This window comes from Bacteroidota bacterium, from assembly GCA_039714315.1.
In the GTDB taxonomy this organism is placed as follows: domain Bacteria; phylum Bacteroidota; class Bacteroidia; order Flavobacteriales; family JADGDT01; genus JADGDT01.
Genome location: JBDLJM010000011.1, coordinates 18124 through 38899, shown reverse-complemented (window position 1 = coordinate 38899; position 20776 = coordinate 18124). Strand labels below are relative to the sequence as shown.

Here is a 20776-nt window from a genome sequence, read left to right as displayed (position 1 = left end):
GATTGGCGTTACTGGTGTAAGTTTTATTATTTTAAAATTCTTTTAATTAACGCTAGACTTTGAAAATATAATGAGAGCATCTTTCATCTTTCATCTTTTATCTTTTATCTTCCTCCTTTTATCTTTTATCTTTCGCCTATTATCTTCCTCCTTTTACCAATTCACATCAAAATGACATATAAAAAAACCCATCAAAAAAAATTGATAGGCTTTAAATAGTATTTATTTCTATTACTATGCAATCATTGTAACAGGATTTTCCAGATACATTTTAAATGTTTGCAGGAATGCTGCTCCCGTAGCTCCGTCTACTGTACGGTGATCATTTGCCATGGTAACCTTCATAGTGTTTCCAACAACAATCTCTCCATTTTTAACTACAGGTTTCTGAATTATCGCTCCAACAGATAAAATAGATGAATCAGGCTGATTGATAATTGAAGTAAACTCCTCTATCCCAAACATTCCAAGGTTTGAAATAGTAAATGTACTTCCTTCCCAATCTTCCGGCATAAGTTTTTTACTCTTGGCTCTTTCGGCAAAATCTTTAACCTCTGCTGAAATTGCAGTCAACTGCTTTGTATCGGCAAGTCTAATTACCGGTACTAAAAGTCCGTCTTCTACTGCTACTGCTACACCAATATTAACCTGCTTGTTATAACGGATACTATCACCCATCCAGCTTGTATTTACATTAGGATGTTTCTTTAATGCCATTGCAGCAGCCTTAATTACCATATCATTGAACGATACTTTTGTATCAGGCATATTATTGATTGCTTTTCTGTTCTCAATTGCCTGATCCATATCTATTTCAATTACCAAATAATAATGAGGTGCTTCGTTTTTAGACTCTATGAGTCTGCGGGCTATAGTTTTGCGCATTTGCGAAACCTTGACATCCTCATAGCTAACTCCTTCAGACACAGAAGAAGCAACAACCGTTTCTACCACAGTTGACTCTTCATAGTTGTCTATATCCCTTTTTACTATTCTTCCGCCTTCGCCTGTGCCAAAAACTTTTTCAAGCTTAATTCCTTTATCCTCGGCGAGCTTTTTAGCCAATGGAGAAGCTAAAATCCTTCCATCAGATGTTTTTGTATGCTTAACATCATTTTTAGGAACTTCGGCTTTTACAGGTACTACTTTAGATTCTTCTTTTATATTTTTTTCTTTCGCTGCAAAATCTCCGGAAGAATTAACTACCGATGAAACATCGGTTCCGGCTTCTCCCAAAATTGCTAGAATAGAGTCTACCGGGGCATTTTCTCCTTCCTGAACACCTATATAAAGCAAAGTTCCTTCCTGAAATGACTCAAACTCCATTGTTGCTTTATCTGTTTCAATTTCAGCTAAAATATCTCCTTCCGTAACCTTATCTCCCACTTTCTTGTGCCATTTAGTCACAACTCCTTCAGTCATCGTATCACTTAAACGCGGCATTCTTACTATTTCCACATCCAAATCTTCAGAATGTTCTGCTACGCCTACTGCCTCTTCTACAACTGTTTCTTCCTTAACTACAACCGATTCGTAACTTCCTCCTGAAATAAGTGATGAAACATCTTCGCCCTCTTCTCCAAGAATTGCCAATAGAGAGTCAACCGGTGCAACTTCACCCTCCTGAACACCAATATACAGCAACACTCCTTCCTGAAAAGATTCGAATTCCATTGTTGCTTTATCTGTTTCAATTTCGGCGAGCACATCGCCCTCAGATATCTTATCTCCAACTTTTTTATGCCATTGAGCTACTACTCCTTCTGTCATAGTATCACTCAAACGGGGCATTGTAACAATCTCAGCCATTGTTCTTGTTTATTCGTTCCCCTTAGACTTTCTCCTTCGTTGCTCAGAAACCATCATTAAGGGTAAAATTATTTAATTACTTAATCGAAGAACCTAATTTAATTCATCAAGAAAGGATAATCTTCCTGTTTGTACACATCGGCATAAAGGTCACCATCATCAGGGAACGGTGATTCCTCTGCGAATTTCACAATTTCCTTAATTTCATCTTTCACAGATTCATTAATAGCATGAATTTCTTCTTCTGTGGCATATTTATTTTCCCTGATTACCTCAAGTACCTTATTAATCGGATCCAGTTTTTGATACTCTGCTACTTCCTCTTTAGTTCTATAATGCTGCGCATCAGACATTGAGTGACCTTTGTAACGATAAGTTTTTATTTCCAAAAGCGTAGGTCCGTCACCTTTACGGGCTCTCTCCATAGCTTTTGATACAGATTTTGCTACTGCAACAGGATCCATACCGTCAACAGATTCATTTGGCATGTTATAGCCATTACCCATCTCGTGCATCTCTGTTACGTTAGATGTTCGGGCAACAGAAGTACCCATTGCATACTGATTATTTTCAATAATAAACACTACCGGCAACTTCCAATTAATTGCCATATTTAATGTTTCGTGAAAAGTTCCCTGACGGGCAGCGCCATCTCCAAAAAAAGTAAGGGTAACAGCTTTCCTGTCAAAATATTTATCAGCAAAAGCAAGTCCGGCTCCAAGAGGAATCTGACCACCTACAATACCATGTCCTCCATAAAAACCCTTCTCCTTCGAAAACATGTGCATCGATCCACCGTTACCTTTAGATGTTCCTGTAGACTTACCCAGCATCTCCGCCATAATTTTTTTTGGATCTTCCCCCAAACCTATTGGCTGAACATGATTTCTATATGCAGTAATCATTTTATCTGTACCAATTTCCATCGCATGTAAACAACCTGCAAGTACAGCTTCCTGACCATTATAGAGGTGTAGAAATCCTCTGATTTTTTGTTGTATGTAAAGCGCAGAAGCTTTATCCTCAAATTTTCTCCATAACAACATATCCCTATACCAACTGAGATATGTCTCCTTTGTTATTTTTTTCATCCCCAAATTTAAATTCTCTTTTTTCCAAAAAAATATTTCCAAGCCCCGGTAACATTTCAACTTCCCACATTGAAACACCCTTATTTATTCCTAATTATAAATTTATATAATATGAAATCCCCATGCAAACCGAGCATTTACACCAAATAACATGAATATTATGGGGATACCATATGACCAAAACATTAAATTATATACATATGAAATCCCATAAAAGTGGCTTATACCAACCGACATTATTAAATTTTGGGATTCCATATAACCTTAATGTAAAATTTAAACATATGAAAAATTACACTTATCTATACCAAGCTACCATCAAAACTAAATGGTAAAAGATCTTTTACAGAATCGGTTTTTATAACCTTTCCAAATTCACCCGTAAAATAAATTTCTATATCCGACCCTTGTTTTACTTCATACTCACTTAAAACCTGACGGCAAGCTCCACAAGGCGATACAGGTGTATTTACCACTTTCAACCTCGACTTACCTGAAAGGGCTAATTTCAAAACTTTTACTTCAGGATACATAGCTGATGCCGTCCAAATAGCCACCCTTTCGGCACACATACCAGAGGGATATGCAGCATTCTCCTGATTATTACCGGTAACAATTTCTCCGTTTTCCAAAAGCACTGCTGCGCCAACACTAAATTTTGAATAAGGAGAATATGACCTGTCTCTGGCCTCAATAGCCAGATCCATTAGCTTCTTATTAGCTACATCAAGATCTTCTCTATCCTCAAATTCATTAAACTTGGCCGAAAATTTTATCTCTTTCATAACTTAAGTGAATAATGAAACACAAAATTAACTATTTATAATTACTCTAAATATAAATACAATAAAAAAACACTCTATAGCCATAGAGTGTCTTTATAATCAACTATCAGAATTCCTTGGACAAGCTCCAAAGAAATATATTTGTCATATTTATTCGTCAATTTCTTCTCCCAAAAGATCAAATGAACCTAAATCAAGAGTTAATGAAAATCTTAGAGTATTCTCTAACGGACTTTTTACCTGACTTGTAGATATCAGATAAGAAAAATCTAATCCAATAGCATTGTAATTAAATCCAAATCCAATTGTAGCATATTGTCTTGCTCCTTTTGTTATATCCTCATGAAAATACCCTCCGCGTAAAGCAAAAGTATCATCATATATATACTCCGCTCCAAATGCCCATGCTATCTCTTTCATTTCTTCACTAAAACCGTCCGGAGCATCATTAAATGATTGAAATATTCCCTGAATAACTCCTACATTAGGATCCTTACCCGCTACAATTTCTTCCGGATTATCTTCAGAATAAATCGGTGGTGTAGGTACAAGTAACTTGTTAGCATCAACAGAAATATTTAATACATTATATTGATCAAATTTAAACTTATAGCCTGCTCCAAACCTCAAATTCGTAGGTATAAAATATTCATCTTCAGAGTTTTTATTATAAGCCATTTTAGGACCTATATTAGACACATTCCACCCAAAAGTCCATTGACCGTCGAAATCTTTGTACTTATACTCTTTCGAATTATAATATCCTGCTATATCTACTCCTACAGACCTTCCCGGACCAACATCATCTGCACTGTTGTATCCTCCTGCCGAAGCTATATTACTTTGTATATATCTCAATCCTACGGCCATTGAAAACCTGTCATCAAGTTTTAGTGCATAAGAAATATCAAACGAAAATTCATTGGGATTAATACTTCCCAACCCCAAACCTGTATCATCTGTCAGTTGAATTTCACCCAAACCAAAGTATCTCAAACTAGAACCTAATGCACTACGATCGTTTATTTTATAGTACCCGGAAACATAACCGACAAAAATATCACTTACCAATTCATTCAACCAGGGAGTATAGGAAATACCTATTCCGGAATTATTTTCCGAAAAAATATATTTTGCAGGATTCCAATACTGAGAGTAAACATCCGGAGAACTTGCCGCACCAACATCTCCCATTGCACCTGCCTTAGCATCTGGCGTGATTGTTAAAAAAGGAGCTGCAGTTATTATCGGATTATCTTGAGCATTTACGCCGTTTGTAAAAATTACCAAGACGGCAAATACTATTAGTTTATTAAGGTTACGCATTTTATATTTATTTTGTGCAAATATGTTAAATATTATCGAATTATCATTAATTTATTCACTACTTGATTCGACGAACTGCCATCTTCGCCTATAGTGCTAATCTTATAAATATAGGTGCCTGTTGGCAACAGTGCCCCACTATCTGATTTTCCTTCCCAAACAATATCATTAACTACAAAACCATCATAATTATTGTATTGAACTAAAGTTTTTACTAAAGCACCCGATATCGTATATATTTCAATCATTGTCGATAAAGCCTCATTAGGCTTATTATGAGAGAATTTAAAGGTAGTTTTATCCGGAAAAGGATTAGGATAATTATAGGTATTACTAATTACCATTTCATCATCATCCTTAACTGTAAAATGTAATTGCCCGGTCGAAGAATTGTTAAAAACATCCCATGCTATAAATTCAATCTTATACTGTCCCGGATCCAGTCCCAATAATTGATAAGTAACCTTTCCTTTAGAAAAGTCATCAATTTTGGAAACATAATACTCATTTAAAATAATCTCCTGCCCGATGTTTTCTGAAGTCAATAACATTTTCAAATCATGACCAATTCCATTACCGACAGTGTTTATTCCTGATTCATCTTCTAAATCTGCTATAAATACAGGACTGGAATTAGTGATTCCACCATCATCAAAAAATTCATTATTCATATACAGATCCATAGATGGCCCTTCAGAATCTATCGCCTGTGTAACATCTATTCCCCCAACAATAACATCTGAATTACCTCCTGAAGCATCACATTTATCCGACACAGCATAAAAAGACAATTTCCCTTTTCCATAAGAGAAATTGATATCCTTCGGAACAACAAATTCCATAACAAAATCTCCGTCTACTACAGAAGAAGTTCCATTATATATTACATTATTCTGCACCCAAAACGGGACTTTTTTCCCCACATTATTATTATCAAAAGACTCCAAATATTGTCTTTTATCATAAAATAGCGGATAAACAACTCCATTGAACCCCGTATCTTTCTGACCATTATAATTAATCTCGCCTTCGATATGTACTTTCATCATCGACATAATAGTGATTGAATCTGTACTCTCAACATCATTATAATTGATTGAGTTCACCTTAATTTCTTTTTTTGGATAAGCAAGCATTAATGCCGGATCACCCAGAAGAGAAACTATACGCTTGGAAATCCCTGAAGGGTACATGTTTTTCGTCAACATTAAAACCTCTCCAATTGTCTTATAATCTTCTGTGTTTTCAGGAAACAAATAACTAAATAGAAGTCTGTTAATATTATTACCTGAACCCGCACTCATTTCTCTTGTAGTTGAAATCAAACCTACTCCTCCTCCATCTTTATATGTCATTAACTTCTCACCTCCCGAATAAATAGCAGGATTATCATAACGAGAGAATTCACAAGTAATAGTAATAAATAAAGGCAAATTATTTATGTTCGAAAATTTTTCTACATCATCAATATTAAACAAACCTTCACCTGTCCACTTGGTTTCACTACCATGCCCAAAGAAATTCGTTACCAGATTACCTGTTTGCACATTTTGCATAAAATCCAGATGTGCCTGAGGATAGGTATTCCCCCCCGATGTTCTTTCTATTTTGTAACTGTCGAGATATACCTTCTGATGATTTATTTTAGAATCTCTATCACTCAACCAGTCAGAGAGCTTTTCGGTATCCTTAATTAAGTTAATTTCCCAATCACTTCCCTTGTTAATCTTATAGTCATCGGAAATTAATTGAACTTTATTCCTCCAATCACCGAAAGATGATGAAGATGAATATTCTTCTATCTTTCGTACTACATCATTTCCTTCTTCATCAGTCATCACAGGAATACGTCCAATAGCAATATCAATCAAATCACTACCGCTAATTTCTCCACCTTCATGATCATCCATAAATCCAAAATAATCATCACTTACAAAGGACAAAGATTTCGATGTACTTATATAAGCCTGATATGCAGGAACCAAATTAGTATTATTCTCTATTCTGTTCTTAAAATCATAACTTGAATCACCAAACATCAACAAATACTTTAGCTTTGACGGCATTCCACCTTTTTCATAAACCATTTTAACAAACTGCCTTATCGCCACCAAATCCTGTCTCCCGGCACTGAATTCGTTATAGATATCTTCTACGTCTATTACAGATACCTCCAGGCCTCTCCCCCTGTGAAAAGCGGCTAATTTCTCAGCTGAGTCATGCAATGAATTATGTGTTATTATCAGATAATCAACTGCACTATGTGAATGTAAATTTTGATTTTCTATTCTCGAAACAACTTCAGGTGAATAATAATCCCCGCTAACTATAAGTTGATACTCTTCCAAACCTCCTGAATCTTCCTTAAATGACGAATAACCTGAAGATGTACTTAGCTCAACTTTTTTTGGAGATAAAGGATTAGTAATATTCCAGACATCTGAAAGCAATGAAGGATTAGAAATTCTATATTCCGACACCATATTACTTATTGCTTCAACATTTCGAAAAGAATATTGTTTATTATTGGCAACAAGTTTACTTATTGCATTTACTTCTATATAATCTAACAAACACTCTCCTTCTCCGCCGTTAGAAAAACTAAAATCAATATCAATAGATTCTTTTGAGGAATTTGAATTACTATTCTTTTTCGTAGTATAATATTCATCATCCACACCAAAGTTAAAGGTATACAAATCAGAACCATTTGCTTTTACTCCGAGTCGCATATAGGTTTCGGGATGAACTCCTATAGCCGTTTCTACATAAAAACCCCGATCGACTACCCTATCAGGAAAATCAAATTTAATCGATAGATTTGGATTACGCTCCAATCTTTCGCCAAACCACATTTGTCCACTTTGAATAAAGTTAACCTCTTCCAATTCATGGTAAGCGAAACTATTATATGTATCTACGATCATTGTAGGATCTCCGGAAACATAGCTCAACTTCTCTATTCGTTTCCCTTTTACACCTTTTACAGTAATAAATACAAAGGTATTATCTGTATATGTATTAACAACATGTGACAATCTGGCTGTAGAAACATCAACCTTCTGGCCGATAGCGCCTTCAGCATAAAAGACAAGGTAATCTTCATTACTAAAAACTCCATCATCCTCACCAAAAACCTCTATTGCCAATTCCTTAAGATCATCAGAATTATAATCGGAATTTACCTCAGGTAACCTTGACCCCCTTTGCCCATAAATTGCAATATTTCTAGGATCAATTTCACTCATACCAATCCCTAATTTAGAAGCTATTTCTCCCATTAAGGAATTATCTATCTTATAAACTCCACTTTTATCAATTGAAAGTTTTACCCAATTACCGTCGGACAATACACTATTTGATGTAAACTTTGAATCAAGTTCTTCGAACCTCTTACTTACTACTACAGTTTCTTTTAATTTAAAAGACGATAATAACTTTGCATTACCTTCATCATCTATCAGTGGCTTCATTCTAATTGTAGGAACCCAGCCATTACGTCCTTTTGCCCAGTTAACACTATATTCCAACTTTTCGGCAAAATCCAAAGAATCAGGCACTTCTGAACTATCAATATCTAAAAAATGAAAATCAAATAATTCAAAGTTCAACTTCGACAAATAATTCCTTTCAGAAAGCCTTATATAATAATAATCCTCATATATATATTGATTGTCACTTTCAATCTCATATTTTTTAGTTATTTCATTAAAATCCCAATTCAATGAAACATTAACATCATTGAGCTGTGCATGCAATAACCCCGGAAATAATAATAAAATATAGTAAAGGTACTTTGCCATATGGATGTTCTTTTTACCAGATAAATGATTAAATAATATGTGATTTAGTTAAGTAACAAATGTCCGTTTGTATTTACAAAACTTCAAACCTACGCTTAAAACGCAAAATAACAATAAAAATTCTATAACTCCGTTAAGAAAATAAAAATAGAAATATTACGTTGTATATATGAGAACGAAAAAATTAGAGGTAAAAAAGGTGTTTTGCTTTGCTACGCATAGGATTTTTCCAACAAAAACATGTAGTACTTTGATTATCCACACCTATACACCTAACATAACTCATTGAAAACATGCACGATACAAGGCTCAAAAAAAAATCTCTGAAATTGAATTTTATAGTTGATTTTTTTTGAATTATTGTATATTGCATTGTTCAAAACAGCAACGTTTTTCTTAAGACGTAGTGTTAGCATGTCTTTACGATCATGAAGAGGAAGAAAGCTAATGCAAAGAAAGGTTTGACCTATGAAAAAAAACTTAATACACATGAAACAATTGTACAGATCTAGTCTACGCAACTTATCATTGCTTACAGTTACTGTGTCGATGTTATTTGCTTGTGGTGGCAAGAATGAATCAAGTGCTACCGGATGGAAAATAAATGATGCAAAGAATGGTGGTTTCCAAGCAAACACCAATTACTCTGAACAGGAAACCGGTCCGGGACTGGTTTTTATTGAAGGAGGATCATACACCATGGGACGTGTTCAGGATGACTTCATGCATGATTGGAACAACTCTCCAACAAAACAGCATGTGCGTTCTTTTTATATGGATGAAACCGAGGTAACAAACATAAACTACAGAGAATATCTTTACTGGTTAAACAGAGTGTTCCCTCCATCGGAAACTAATTACAAATACATTTACGCATCTGCCCTTCCCGATACATTAGTATGGAGAAATCGTTTGGGTGCTAACGAAGTATTTGTAAACAACTATTTGAGACACCCTGCCTATAACGCTTATCCTGTTGTTGGGGTAAACTGGATCCAGGCTACGAAGTATGCTGAATGGAGAACTGATCGTGTAAACGAAGATATCTTAATTAATCAAGGTGTACTTAATGATGTTAATGGATCAAAAGATAAGATAGTAATTGGTGAGAATAATTTTAACACCAATACATATTTAGAAGACCCGAGCTTAGTTTTTAAAGATAAAGATCAGGAAGTATACAGAAAAGGATTACCTGACTACTCTCCTGACGAAGATACAAAAGGTGATTTTGAAGGTCGTCATGTAACACGTGAAGATGGTTTATTACTACCTAAATACAGACTACCAACCGAAGCAGAATGGGAATATGCTGCTCTTTCACTGGTAGGTAACAGAGAGTTTAACACTATCAAAGGTAGAAAGAAGTTCCCATGGAATGGTAAATCTGCTAAATCTCAACAAAAAAGATCTAAAGGTGATTTACTTGCCAACTTTAAAGCAGGTAGAGGTGATTATAAAGGTATAGCCGGATGGTCGAACGATGGTGCAGATATTACAAATCAGGTAAAATCATATCCTCCAAATGATTTTGGTTTATATGATATGGCTGGAAACGTTGCAGAATGGGTTGCGGATGTTTATCGTCCTGTTATCGATGACGATGCTAACGACTTTAGCTATTACCGTGGTAATGTTTTTGAGAAAAAAGCTATTGACGAAAATGGGGCTACTTCAATTATTGGTGATGAAGCAATTCCTTATGATACTTTAAGTGATGGTACTCTAATAGCTCACAAACTTCCGGGTGATATTGCTATGGTTCCTGTTGGTGATGATGATACATACATGAGAACTAACTATAGTCAATCTAACAATATTAATTATAGTGATGGTGATTTAGAATCCAGTAAACAATATCAGGAAAACCCTAATGAGGTAGAAGGAGCTTCAGGAAACATGTATAATTCTCCGCAAAATATTGTAAAAGTTGATACTGAAGGCAATTTAGTAAGATCATACGATAAAACAGCAGGCAGAACTTCTTTAATAAACGATAAGGTAAGAGTTTATAAAGGTGGGTCATGGGCTGATAGAGTTTATTGGTTAGATCCTGCACAAAGAAACTTCCTTCAACAGGATATGGCAACAAACTTCATTGGATTTAGATGTGCCATGGATAGAGTTGGTAGTCAGGCTAAAGAAAAAAAGACTCCATATCATAGATAAAGTCTTATTTCTATAATATAAAATTACGGGGTGCATATCTGTTTTAAAGATATTCACCCCGTAATTATTTTATAGATAATTAAAATACTACTTTTACAATCATCCTTTAAACTAAATAGTATTTCACTTCAACATGAGTATTTCACTAAAAGAACTATACCGGACATATAAAAAGACGTACAAAGTTTCAACTGACACCAGAACAATTGAACAAGGCAGTATTTTCTTTGCTTTGAAAGGAGAAAACTTTAACGGAAATAAATTTGTTAATAAAGCAATAGAAGCTGGTGCAGAAATCGCTGTAATTGATGAAAAAGAATATTACATTAAAGGGAAAACTTTTATTGTTGAAGACGTTTTGAGTTTTCTACAAAAATTCGCCAATTATCACAGAAAACAATTAAAAGCTACTTTCATAGGTATTTCAGGATCCAACGGAAAAACAACAACAAAGGAACTTTTATATCAGGTATTATCTAAAAAATACAATACAATAGCAACAGAAGGTAACCTCAATAATCATATTGGCGTTCCTCTGACCCTACTCAGTATAAAACCTGAAAACGATATGGCCATCGTGGAGATGGGAGCCAACCATCAGGGTGAAATAGCAGATTTATGCAAAATTGCAATGCCCGAATACGGATATATTACAAACTTCGGCAAAGCTCATCTTGAAGGATTTGGAAGTTTTGAGGGGGTTATAAAAGCCAAAAGTGAACTTTATCAATACTTATTGAGTACAGGAGGAACTGTATTTGTCAATTCTGATGATGACATTCAGATAAAACAAACAGAAAACAACAAAAAGAGTTTCTTATCTGATAAAATCTATTTCGAAGGAGCAAATCCTTTTGTAGTAGTAAACAACAACGGATTGCTAATTAAATCTAAACTGGTAGGCAGTTATAATTTCCAAAATATAAGGTTTGCTATTTCGGTTGGTGAGTATTTCAACGTTGACAAAGAAAAGATTAAAAACGCTATAGAAGAATATCAACCTACAAACAACCGATCGCAAATTGTCGAAAAAAACGGAAATACTATAATACTGGATGCATATAACGCCAACCCTTCCAGCATGCGCGCTGCAATAAAAAACATTGCAGATATGAATTCTGATTATAAGGTTGTTATATTGGGTGATATGTTTGAGCTGGGAGAATATTCAGAAAAAGAACACAGTGCACTTTCAGCTGAAATTGAAGTGACAGATATTGACAAAGTAATTTTACTGGGAAAAGAATTCTCAAAAAATAAGCTTTCTAAATTTACATATTTCGAAACTACTTCTGAGTTTATAGAGTCAGGAATTTTTGATACACTTTCAAACTCAACAATTCTGATAAAAGGGTCTAGAGGAATGGCAATGGAAAAGATTTTGGGGTAAAAAAATGAGTCCCATTTAGGGACTCTTGAATATTAAAGAAAGAAATATATATTTATTCTTTAATTCTTTCCATGTAAGCACCTTTTACCGTGTCAATTTTTATTTTGTCACCTTCATTAATGAACAATGGCACATTAATATTTGCTCCGGTTTCAAGTATTGCAGGCTTTGTAGCATTAGTAGCTGTATTTCCTTTTATACCAGGTTCAGTTGATTTAATTTCTAATATCACATGTGACGGTAAATCACACGTTAAAGGAGATTCATCCTCACTATTAAAAACAATAGTTACATTCTGACCTTCTTTTAACAACTCAGGTGCATCAATTATCTCAGCTTGAAGAAATATCTGATTGTAATCTTCCATGTTCATAAAGTGATAACCCTGATCGTCGTTATATAAGAATTGATAACTTCTGGTTTCAACTCTTACTGTTTCAATTTTATGACCGGCAGGAATTGTATTGTCAAGAACTTTTCCGGTGGTCAGGCTTTTAATTTTTGTTCTAACAAAAGCAGGACCTTTTCCAGGTTTTACATGTTGAAATTCAACAACTTTATATATATCGTTATTAAAACGAATACATAGACCATTTCTAATATCTGAAGTACTAGCCATCTTATTTTATTATATTATAATTTCTGATTATATCCTTTCATTATCCCCCTTTGAGACTCTCTGATAAAGGTAACTATTTGATCTCTTTCGGGTGTTGCTTCTAACTCAGCCTCTATTACCTGTAAAGCCTGAGTGGTATTGTTTTTCTTTTGAAATAATATTCTATAAATACTCTGTATTTCATGAATCTTAGTAGAATCAAATCCCCTACGTCTCAACCCTATAGAATTAATACCTATAAACGAAACAGGCTCTTTTCCTGCTTTTGTAAATGGAGGAATATCTTTTCTCACTAATGTACCTCCTGATATCATTGCATGTTCTCCAATATGCACAAATTGATGCACTGCCGATTGACCACCTATAATGGCAAACTCTCCAACAACAACATGTCCGGCCAAAGCTACATTATTTACAAGAATAGAGTAATTTCCTAATATACAATCATGAGCAACATGTACATTTGCCATGACCAAACAATTTTCGCCTACTACTGTTTCTCCTGAGGCACTTGTTCCACGGTTTACTGTAACATTTTCTCTAATAGTTGTATTATCTCCTATTTTTACCAAAGAATCTTCACCCTCAAATTTTAAATCTTGAGGGATTGCGGAAATAACTGCTCCCGGAAAAATTCTCACATTTTTACCGATGCGGGCACCTTCCATTATTGTTACATTAGATCCAATCCATGTTCCCTCTCCTATTTCAACATTTTTATGTATAGTTGTAAAAGGTTCAATAACCACATTGGAAGCGATCTTCGCACCGGGGTGAACATATGCTAATGGTTGATTCATATCTTTGTGTGTGTTGAATAAAATTTATTTCTTTTTAGCTATTTGAGCCATTAATTCAGCTTCCATTACTAATTTATTATTAGCGTAGGCATAACCCTGCATATGACAAATCCCTCTTCTAATTGGTGATAACAGCTCCATCTTAAACACTAAAGTATCTCCTGGAAGTACCATTTGTTTAAATTTAACATTATCTATCTTCATGAAGTATGTCAAATAATTTTCAGGATCCGGTACCGTATTTAGTATTAGGATCCCACCAGCCTGAGCCATTGCCTCAACTTGCAAAACTCCTGGCATAACAGGTGCTCCGGGAAAATGACCTGTAAAAAAAGGTTCGTTCATTGTCACATTCTTCAACCCTACCACATGATTTTTAGATAATTCGATAATTTTATCAACTAACAAAAATGGAGGTCTGTGCGGCAAAAAGCTCATTATTTTTGTAACATCCATCAAAGGCTCGGCATTAAGATCGAATTTTGGAATTTTATTTCGTTTTTCGATCTTAATAATCTTTGCTAATTTTTTGGCAAACTGTGTATTGACAAAGTGCCCCGGTTTATTAGCAATAATCTTTCCTTTAATTCTTTTTCCAACAAGAGTTAAATCACCAACAACATCTAACAACTTGTGTCTGGCAGCCTCATTTGGATAATGTAAAGTCAGGTTATCAAGTATACCATTTGGGTTTACAGTGACATTTTCCTTATTAAATACTTTTTTAAGCTTATTCAAAGTATCTTCCGAAATCTCCTTATCTACATAAATAATAGCATTATTAAGGTCCCCTCCCTTAATTAGTCCACTATCTAACAACATTTCCAGTTCGTGTAAAAAAGAGAAAGTTCTTGAATTTGCAATTTCATCTCTAAAACTTGAGAGACTATTTAAAGTTGCATTTTGAGTTCCAAGTACTTTAGTTCCAAAATCAACCATGGTTGTAATGGAAAAATCATCAGAAGGCATTGCTATTATTTCACTTCCGGTGGTAGGATCAGTATAAGAAACAACTTCCTTAATTTCAAAATATTCACGTTCTGCATCTTGTTCTTTGACACCTACTGTTTCAACTGCCTCAATAAACTGGATTGATGAACCATCTTTTATTGGAGGTTCAGGGCCATCCATTTCAATCAAAACATTATCTAGATCTAATCCAACCAATGCTGCTAAAACGTGCTCCGTTGTATATACTTTTACTCCTTTTTTCTCTAGTACAGTACCTCTCTGCGTATTCGTCACATAATTTGCATCTGCTTCAATTATAGGACTTCCCTCCAAATCAGTTCTCATAAATTTGAATCCGTGATTTTCGGGAGCAGGATTAAAGGTCATTGTCACCATGGTTCCCGTATGGAGACCCACCCCAGTAAGAGACACTGGTGCTTTCAAAGTCTTCTGCTTCTGACTCATAATTATTGGTTAATTCTCTATATTATTTAATTGCTTGCTTTCTAATTTACTTAGTCTCGTTACTATTTCAGGAAACTTTCTGAAATAAACGTACGATTTATAAAAATCGTTTATTGGCATGGCCGGCGATCCCTGTATGGTAATATTATCCTCAATACTTGAATTAATACCGGATTGAGCTGCTATTTTCACGTTGTTACCAATCGTAATATGCCCGACAATACCAACCTGACCACCAATCATACAGTTTTCTCCAATTTTTGAAGAACCCGCAATTCCTGTCTGCGCTGCGATTACTGTATTTTGGCCAATCTCAACATTGTGAGCTATTTGTATTTGATTATCCAACTTAACTCCTTTTCTGATGATTGTAGAACCTAATGTTGCCCTATCAATTGTTGATGCAGCCCCAATTTCTACATAGTCTTCAATGATAACATTCCCTATCTGGGGAATTTTTGAATATTCACTTCCCGAGCTAGGTGCAAAACCAAAACCATCAGAACCAATTACCGTACCTGAATGTATTGTACAATTATTTCCTATTTCCGTTTCAGAATAAATTTTCACACCTGAAAATAATATAGAATTATCCCCTATCACTGTGTTATCCCCAATAGACACATTAGGATATATTTTTACATTATCTCCAATTACAACATTATTTCCTATATGCGAAAAAGCGCCTATATAAGAATCTTCTCCAAATTTAGCAGAATCTGATATAAATACCGGGCTCTCTATTCCCGATTTATTTTGCTTTACCTGGTTATAAAACTCCAATAAAGTAGAAAATGACTTATAAGGATCATCAACGCGAATCAATGTTGCATTTACTTCTTTTTCTGCCTTGAAATTCTTTTCTACAATTACTATAGATGAATTTGTAGAATATATATAAGGAGTATACCTGGGATTAGACAAAAACGTAAGAGTTCCGGGTTTCCCCTCCTCTATTTTTGCTAAATTATTGACTGTTACTTCCGGATTTCCTTCAATTTCCCCATGGAGGATTCCTGCTATGTCAGTGGCTGTAAAATTCATTAGCGCAAAAGTAATAAAATTATTTGCATGATGTAACAAATTTGAGAATTACACAAAAGGTATCCAAAAAGTTAATATATATATATTATTATTTGCACCTATGAAAGAAACTAACTAATTACACCTGATCCAATCAATTCTTCTCCTAGATACCAGGCGGCAAACTGCCCCTCGGAAATAGCTGACTGAAATTGATCAAATTCGATATACAATCCACTTTCTACTTTATATAACCTGGCTTTTTGAAGGGGTTGTCTGTATCTGATTCGCGCCTCAACCTCAAGAGTTTCTCTCTGTTTTAACCTAAGATCTTCTCTTACCCAGTGTAATTCATCGTTTGATATAAAAAGTGCCTTACGCAATAAGCCGGGATGAGAATGTCCTTGTCCGGTATATACAGTATTACTTACAACATCAGTTTCAATAACAAAAAGCGGTTCTACTTTACCCCCAACACCAAGACCTTTTCTTTGTCCCTTGGTAAAAAAATGTGCCCCCTGATGTTTTCCTACAACTTCACCATCTTCTTCTTTATAAATATATCTTGTAGCTAAAAACTTAAGCTCTTCTTCTTTATCCTTAAAACTATTTTTATCGGAAGAATAAACCTTGCTATCACGCAAAATCTCAACTATATTTCCTTCTTTGGGTTTTAGTTGCTGTTTAAGGAAATCGGGCAATTTCACTTTACCTACAAAACAAATTCCCTGTGAGTCCTTTTTATCCGCAGTAATTAAATCAAGTTCTTTTGCAATTTCCCTAACCTCAGGCTTTGTCATTTCTCCAATTGGAAAAAGAGATTTGGCCAACTGTTCTCCGGATAATTGACAAAGAAAATATGACTGGTCTTTATTATTATCTTTTCCGGCCATCAACCTATAAACCTTTTCTCCGTTGATAACTTCTTCTTCTTTTCGGGCATAGTGGCCGGTAGCAACATAATCTGCTCCTAAATCCATAGCGACATCCATAAACTCAGCAAATTTGATTTCCCTGTTACAAAGTACGTCAGGGTTTGGAGTTCTACCTTTTTCGTATTCGCTAAACATATAATCAACCACCTTATCATGGTATTTTTCGCTCAAATCCACTACCTGAAAAGGTATACCCAATTTATCGGCAACCATCATTGCATCATTAGAATCTTCTAACCATGGACATTCATCAGAAATTGTAACAGACGTATCATGCCAGTTTATCATAAATACACCTATCACATCATAGCCCTGCTTTTTTAAAACATAGGCGGCCACACTGGAATCAACTCCTCCGGAAAGTCCTACAACCACTTTCTTTTGCATAATATTACCTTTTATCTTTCCGCTAATCAAAATATTCTGTCCTAATTACTTTACCATTTTCATAGTGCTTCCACTCTCCAACTTTCTTATCATCTTTATAATTTCCCGACATAACTATCTTACCATCCACATTAAAGTATTTTCCTTCACCCTGTAAAAGACCATATTCATAATTTAGCTCTGCAGTTTTATTTCCATCAGCGGTAAATCTCATAAACTTACCATGGGACAAGTTATTCTTAAAATTTTCAACTTCCGCCAGGGATCCATCTTTAAAAAAAGTGCTTTTCTTACCCTCAAGTTTTCCCTGTTTATAATTTTCAGTCATCAGCAAATAACCATCAGCACTGTAATATTTCCACAATCCTACTTTTTCCTTCCCGTCAAAGTCACCTTCGGCAGTTATCTGTTTATTCGAATTATATAGTTTTGCATTACAAATACCGGTATTGGATTTGTATGACTTCACAGCAATTAAGAGACCACTCTTACTGTAGAAATTAAAAACACCAACTTCTATTCCATGATTAAACTGACCGGAAAACCTGATCTGTTCCGAATTATCATATTTTTTTGCCCATTCACCATGACGTTTGCCATTATTGTCAAATTCATTGATATTGTTCTGGGAATACCCGAATACAAATTGGGTTAATAAGGCTGTAATTAAAAGAATCTTATTCATGTAAATTGAATTAAAATAGCATGCAAATATACAATAATTCAATAAATTCAAAGTAATAACAATCCCGGATGAAACTAGAATATATTCTTTATACTATTGTAGTCTAAATAGTAAACAAGTTTAACTGACAGTACATTTTGTGGATGGTCATGGAACATATTTTCGAAGTTTTCAAAATAGCTAAATCCGGACATATCAAGACTTGACAATAATGAGTTTCTATACAATACAGACACCTGACTTCCCGGAGCAAACCACCATGAATAACTCAGGTCTACATTCCAGGAGTTAAAAGTTGTATCATGGTTTTCATCGTAATCAATATCAGACAAACCTCCATTATCGGTTAGCTTCTTAAAATCATTGTATTTAAGATTATCCCAATAATGTCTGAATTTAAGACTCATCGACATTTTATTGTTGAAAGTAAAGGTTCCTCCCAGAGAAACGGTTAAATTTCTTTTATCCCTTATCCCCATTATTATATCGCTGTTATCGAGCTCATTCACCCATCCGACATCATTTTTTGCAGTTTCCCGGAATATTTCCATCTCCAGGCTAAGCTTATCATTAAATCTAAACCTCGGACTAACCCCAAAAAAGAACCAACTTTTATCCCAAAATCTGTTTTGCCCGCCTCCCATAAATGAACCTATAGCAAACTTCTTTCGCCCATCGGTTTCAATCCAACCATAAATGTTATACGCTGGAGGAATTAACAAATACCTACCCTTGACTCTCGGCTCATAAAAATCATATTTATCGAGAACGGAGGTCCAAATACCACCACCGAAAGAAAAAAAACCTCTGGTCTGGGCATTTACTCGAAGTAACATCTCGAGTTTTATAAAATGATCGGGAGCAAACTGCCTGTCGTGATGTACACCTAAGCTAAATCGGTAATTATTAAAATTCTTAACCGGCTCAAAAATCTCATATGAAAATTCAGTATCAATCTCCCATATATTTCTATATGTCATAAAACCCAAATCCGTTATATCGTAATTTTCATCAGTGAGCCTTGTAACGTGATTAAACCTGAACTTACCCTTTGTTTTGGCAAAGCCCAATGAAGACTGAAACCCTCCCTTAATACTGTCGGGCTCCGGAACGATATGACTGTACTTTCCTTCTCCAAAAATTTTATAAGAGTTTGCTTTGTTCGCCAGATCGAATAACAAACCTGTTACATTTGCATCCCTGAATTCTCCGCTGCGTGTCACATTTGTATTAACCAGCGACACAGACGAATTACTATTGAAACGTTTATCCAGCACAAACACATTATAATTTGCAATAGGTTCCGTAACAACTTTCTTTGTCTCTCCTGACTCCAAATCTTTGATTTTCGCAACTGTTTTATTGGTAACAGCATTAAATACACCAATACCCAAACCACCTTTAGTTCTTCCGGAAACTTTTGTTGCGTTCAAAAGTGGTGTTTTTGAAGGGTTTGATAAAACTTCTTTTGCATCCGGATCTGTATCATTTTCCACATTGTAATATTTTGAGGGTATTCCCCCAATCCTTCTGGAATAAAACAGATTCCCCTTCCCAAACAACTCAGTTCCCTCGGTAAAAAACTGTCTGTTTTCATCGTATCTAACCTCAAAAGGCCCCAGATTTAATACAAGTTCATCGAAAGTTGTTTGTCCAAAATCAGGAATCAGAGTCATATCCAGGGTAAAACTTTCGTTTATCCCATATTTAAGATCCATTCCTAAACTATAACTGAAATTAGATTCACCTTCAGAATCATCAACATAGCCGGAGATATATGGCATAAAACTCAATCTGGTTGGAGGTTCTATATCCTGAATTCCGTGCAATTCGCCATTGTGTTGTAACCATTCTCCAACTGCTCTGTCAACATAGCTCCAGGAATAAAACTCTCCATGTTTTTTTTTCATCCTGAAGAAATTCAGTCCCCAAACCTGTTTCTCCCCATCGGGAAATCGCAGCTCCGAGTATGGTATTTTTATTTCAACTGTCCACCCCTCTTCGTCAATAGCCACACTGCTATCCCAAACAGCATTCCATGTTATGTCAGGTCCGGGCGCACCCAAAATCCATTTATCATCACCCTGAACTCCGGCAGCCGTTACTATGAAATTAAAATTTTGTTGACCGTCGTTGTAAGGATTTATGTTTACAGCAAAAAAATCTGTATTTCTATCAAAATAATCATCACGGTCACCAAGTTCCTTTGGTATTTCGTCCGGGTTATCATCATATAATCTCGCTCCAACATATAAAGCTTCATCATCATACAATACATAAACAACCGAAAGTTGAGCCTCTCTTTCGGGAGTTCCGTCTTCGGGAGTGAACATTACAAAATTAGAAGCTTTTTCGGACTGTTGCCATACACTTTCGCCCAGTTTTCCATCAATTGAAGGTGGGATTTCAACTCTTGTTGTTTTTAATATCTTCATCTTCTTTGCAGGGTCAGAATTACCAAATACAACAAAAGTATTGAACATAATAAGTATTAAAATCCTCGATCGCATATAGTCAAATAATAAGATTTTGTCAGCG

At 35.0% G+C, this 20776-nt stretch carries 14 protein-coding genes; 2 read left to right on the top strand and 12 right to left on the bottom strand.

The features are described 5' to 3' along the window. Positions 1 to 234: 234 nt before the first annotated feature. The 5 genes from ABFR62_02685 to porU form a co-directional block, all read right to left on the bottom strand. Positions 235 to 1809, bottom strand: a complete 1575-nt coding sequence (locus ABFR62_02685; protein MEN8137315.1) for a 2-oxo acid dehydrogenase subunit E2 — start codon at positions 1807 to 1809, stop codon at positions 235 to 237. 98 nt (positions 1810 to 1907) lie between these two features. Beyond that, positions 1908 to 2900, bottom strand: coding sequence for a pyruvate dehydrogenase (acetyl-transferring) E1 component subunit alpha (gene pdhA, locus ABFR62_02680; protein ID MEN8137314.1), 993 nt, complete (start codon positions 2898 to 2900; stop codon positions 1908 to 1910). 302 nt (positions 2901 to 3202) lie between these two features. After that, positions 3203 to 3685, bottom strand: coding sequence for a cytidine deaminase (cdd, locus tag ABFR62_02675; GenBank protein ID MEN8137313.1), 483 nt, complete (start codon positions 3683 to 3685; stop codon positions 3203 to 3205). Between the two features lie 150 nt (positions 3686 to 3835). Beyond that, a complete protein-coding gene (gene porV / locus ABFR62_02670; GenBank protein ID MEN8137312.1) occupies positions 3836 to 5011 on the bottom strand; it encodes a type IX secretion system outer membrane channel protein PorV in 1176 nt (391 codons plus the stop codon). A 32-nt stretch (positions 5012 to 5043) separates the two neighbouring features. Beyond that, positions 5044 to 8814: a type IX secretion system sortase PorU gene (gene porU / locus ABFR62_02665; GenBank protein MEN8137311.1), complete on the bottom strand. Its 3771-nt coding sequence runs from the start codon at positions 8812 to 8814 to the stop codon at positions 5044 to 5046. A gap of 489 nt (positions 8815 to 9303) precedes the next feature. Here porU and gldJ point away from each other — a divergent pair, with 489 nt between their 5' ends. Both gldJ and murF read left to right on the top strand, forming a co-directional pair. Continuing rightward, positions 9304 to 10983 carry a gliding motility lipoprotein GldJ gene (gene gldJ, locus ABFR62_02660; GenBank protein MEN8137310.1) on the top strand — a complete coding sequence of 560 codons (1680 nt, stop codon included), beginning with the start codon at positions 9304 to 9306 and terminating at the stop codon, positions 10981 to 10983. Between the two features lie 133 nt (positions 10984 to 11116). Continuing rightward, a complete protein-coding gene (gene murF / locus ABFR62_02655) occupies positions 11117 to 12373 on the top strand; it encodes a UDP-N-acetylmuramoyl-tripeptide--D-alanyl-D-alanine ligase (GenBank protein MEN8137309.1) in 1257 nt (418 codons plus the stop codon). A gap of 52 nt (positions 12374 to 12425) precedes the next feature. Here murF and efp read toward each other — a convergent pair whose 3' ends face one another. The 7 genes from efp to ABFR62_02620 form a co-directional block, all read right to left on the bottom strand. Further along, complete coding sequence (efp, locus tag ABFR62_02650; GenBank protein ID MEN8137308.1) at positions 12426 to 12992, bottom strand: elongation factor P; 567 nt, start codon at positions 12990 to 12992, stop codon at positions 12426 to 12428. Between the two features lie 14 nt (positions 12993 to 13006). Next, positions 13007 to 13792, bottom strand: a complete 786-nt coding sequence (gene lpxA / locus ABFR62_02645; GenBank protein MEN8137307.1) for an acyl-ACP--UDP-N-acetylglucosamine O-acyltransferase — start codon at positions 13790 to 13792, stop codon at positions 13007 to 13009. Positions 13793 to 13816: 24 nt separating this feature from the next. Next, entirely contained in the window at positions 13817 to 15208 is a 1392-nt protein-coding gene (locus ABFR62_02640; protein MEN8137306.1) for a bifunctional UDP-3-O-[3-hydroxymyristoyl] N-acetylglucosamine deacetylase/3-hydroxyacyl-ACP dehydratase, read from the bottom strand. Positions 15209 to 15217: 9 nt separating this feature from the next. Next, complete coding sequence (gene lpxD, locus ABFR62_02635; protein MEN8137305.1) at positions 15218 to 16252, bottom strand: UDP-3-O-(3-hydroxymyristoyl)glucosamine N-acyltransferase; 1035 nt, start codon at positions 16250 to 16252, stop codon at positions 15218 to 15220. 110 nt (positions 16253 to 16362) lie between these two features. Beyond that, entirely contained in the window at positions 16363 to 17553 is a 1191-nt protein-coding gene (gene mnmA / locus ABFR62_02630; protein MEN8137304.1) for a tRNA 2-thiouridine(34) synthase MnmA, read from the bottom strand. Between the two features lie 22 nt (positions 17554 to 17575). Then, entirely contained in the window at positions 17576 to 18238 is a 663-nt protein-coding gene (locus ABFR62_02625; protein ID MEN8137303.1) for a hypothetical protein, read from the bottom strand. 74 nt (positions 18239 to 18312) lie between these two features. Then, positions 18313 to 20748, bottom strand: a complete 2436-nt coding sequence (locus tag ABFR62_02620; protein MEN8137302.1) for a DUF5916 domain-containing protein — start codon at positions 20746 to 20748, stop codon at positions 18313 to 18315. Positions 20749 to 20776 lie beyond the last annotated feature (28 nt).

Coding starts and splice junctions, on each gene's coding strand:
- gldJ (MEN8137310.1), top strand. CDS start 9,304: ATGAAACAATTGTACAGATCTAGTCTACGCAACTTATCATTGCTTACA.
- ABFR62_02620 (MEN8137302.1), bottom strand. CDS start 20,748: ATGCGATCGAGGATTTTAATACTTATTATGTTCAATACTTTTGTTGTA.
- porU (MEN8137311.1), bottom strand. CDS start 8,814: ATGGCAAAGTACCTTTACTATATTTTATTATTATTTCCGGGGTTATTG.
- ABFR62_02625 (MEN8137303.1), bottom strand. CDS start 18,238: ATGAATAAGATTCTTTTAATTACAGCCTTATTAACCCAATTTGTATTC.
- efp (MEN8137308.1), bottom strand. CDS start 12,992: ATGGCTAGTACTTCAGATATTAGAAATGGTCTATGTATTCGTTTTAAT.
- cdd (MEN8137313.1), bottom strand. CDS start 3,685: ATGAAAGAGATAAAATTTTCGGCCAAGTTTAATGAATTTGAGGATAGA.
- ABFR62_02640 (MEN8137306.1), bottom strand. CDS start 15,208: ATGAGTCAGAAGCAGAAGACTTTGAAAGCACCAGTGTCTCTTACTGGG.
- lpxA (MEN8137307.1), bottom strand. CDS start 13,792: ATGAATCAACCATTAGCATATGTTCACCCCGGTGCGAAGATCGCTTCC.
- lpxD (MEN8137305.1), bottom strand. CDS start 16,252: ATGAATTTTACAGCCACTGACATAGCAGGAATCCTCCATGGGGAAATT.
- ABFR62_02685 (MEN8137315.1), bottom strand. CDS start 1,809: ATGGCTGAGATTGTTACAATGCCCCGTTTGAGTGATACTATGACAGAA.
- murF (MEN8137309.1), top strand. CDS start 11,117: ATGAGTATTTCACTAAAAGAACTATACCGGACATATAAAAAGACGTAC.
- mnmA (MEN8137304.1), bottom strand. CDS start 17,553: ATGCAAAAGAAAGTGGTTGTAGGACTTTCCGGAGGAGTTGATTCCAGT.
- pdhA (MEN8137314.1), bottom strand. CDS start 2,900: ATGAAAAAAATAACAAAGGAGACATATCTCAGTTGGTATAGGGATATG.
- porV (MEN8137312.1), bottom strand. CDS start 5,011: ATGCGTAACCTTAATAAACTAATAGTATTTGCCGTCTTGGTAATTTTT.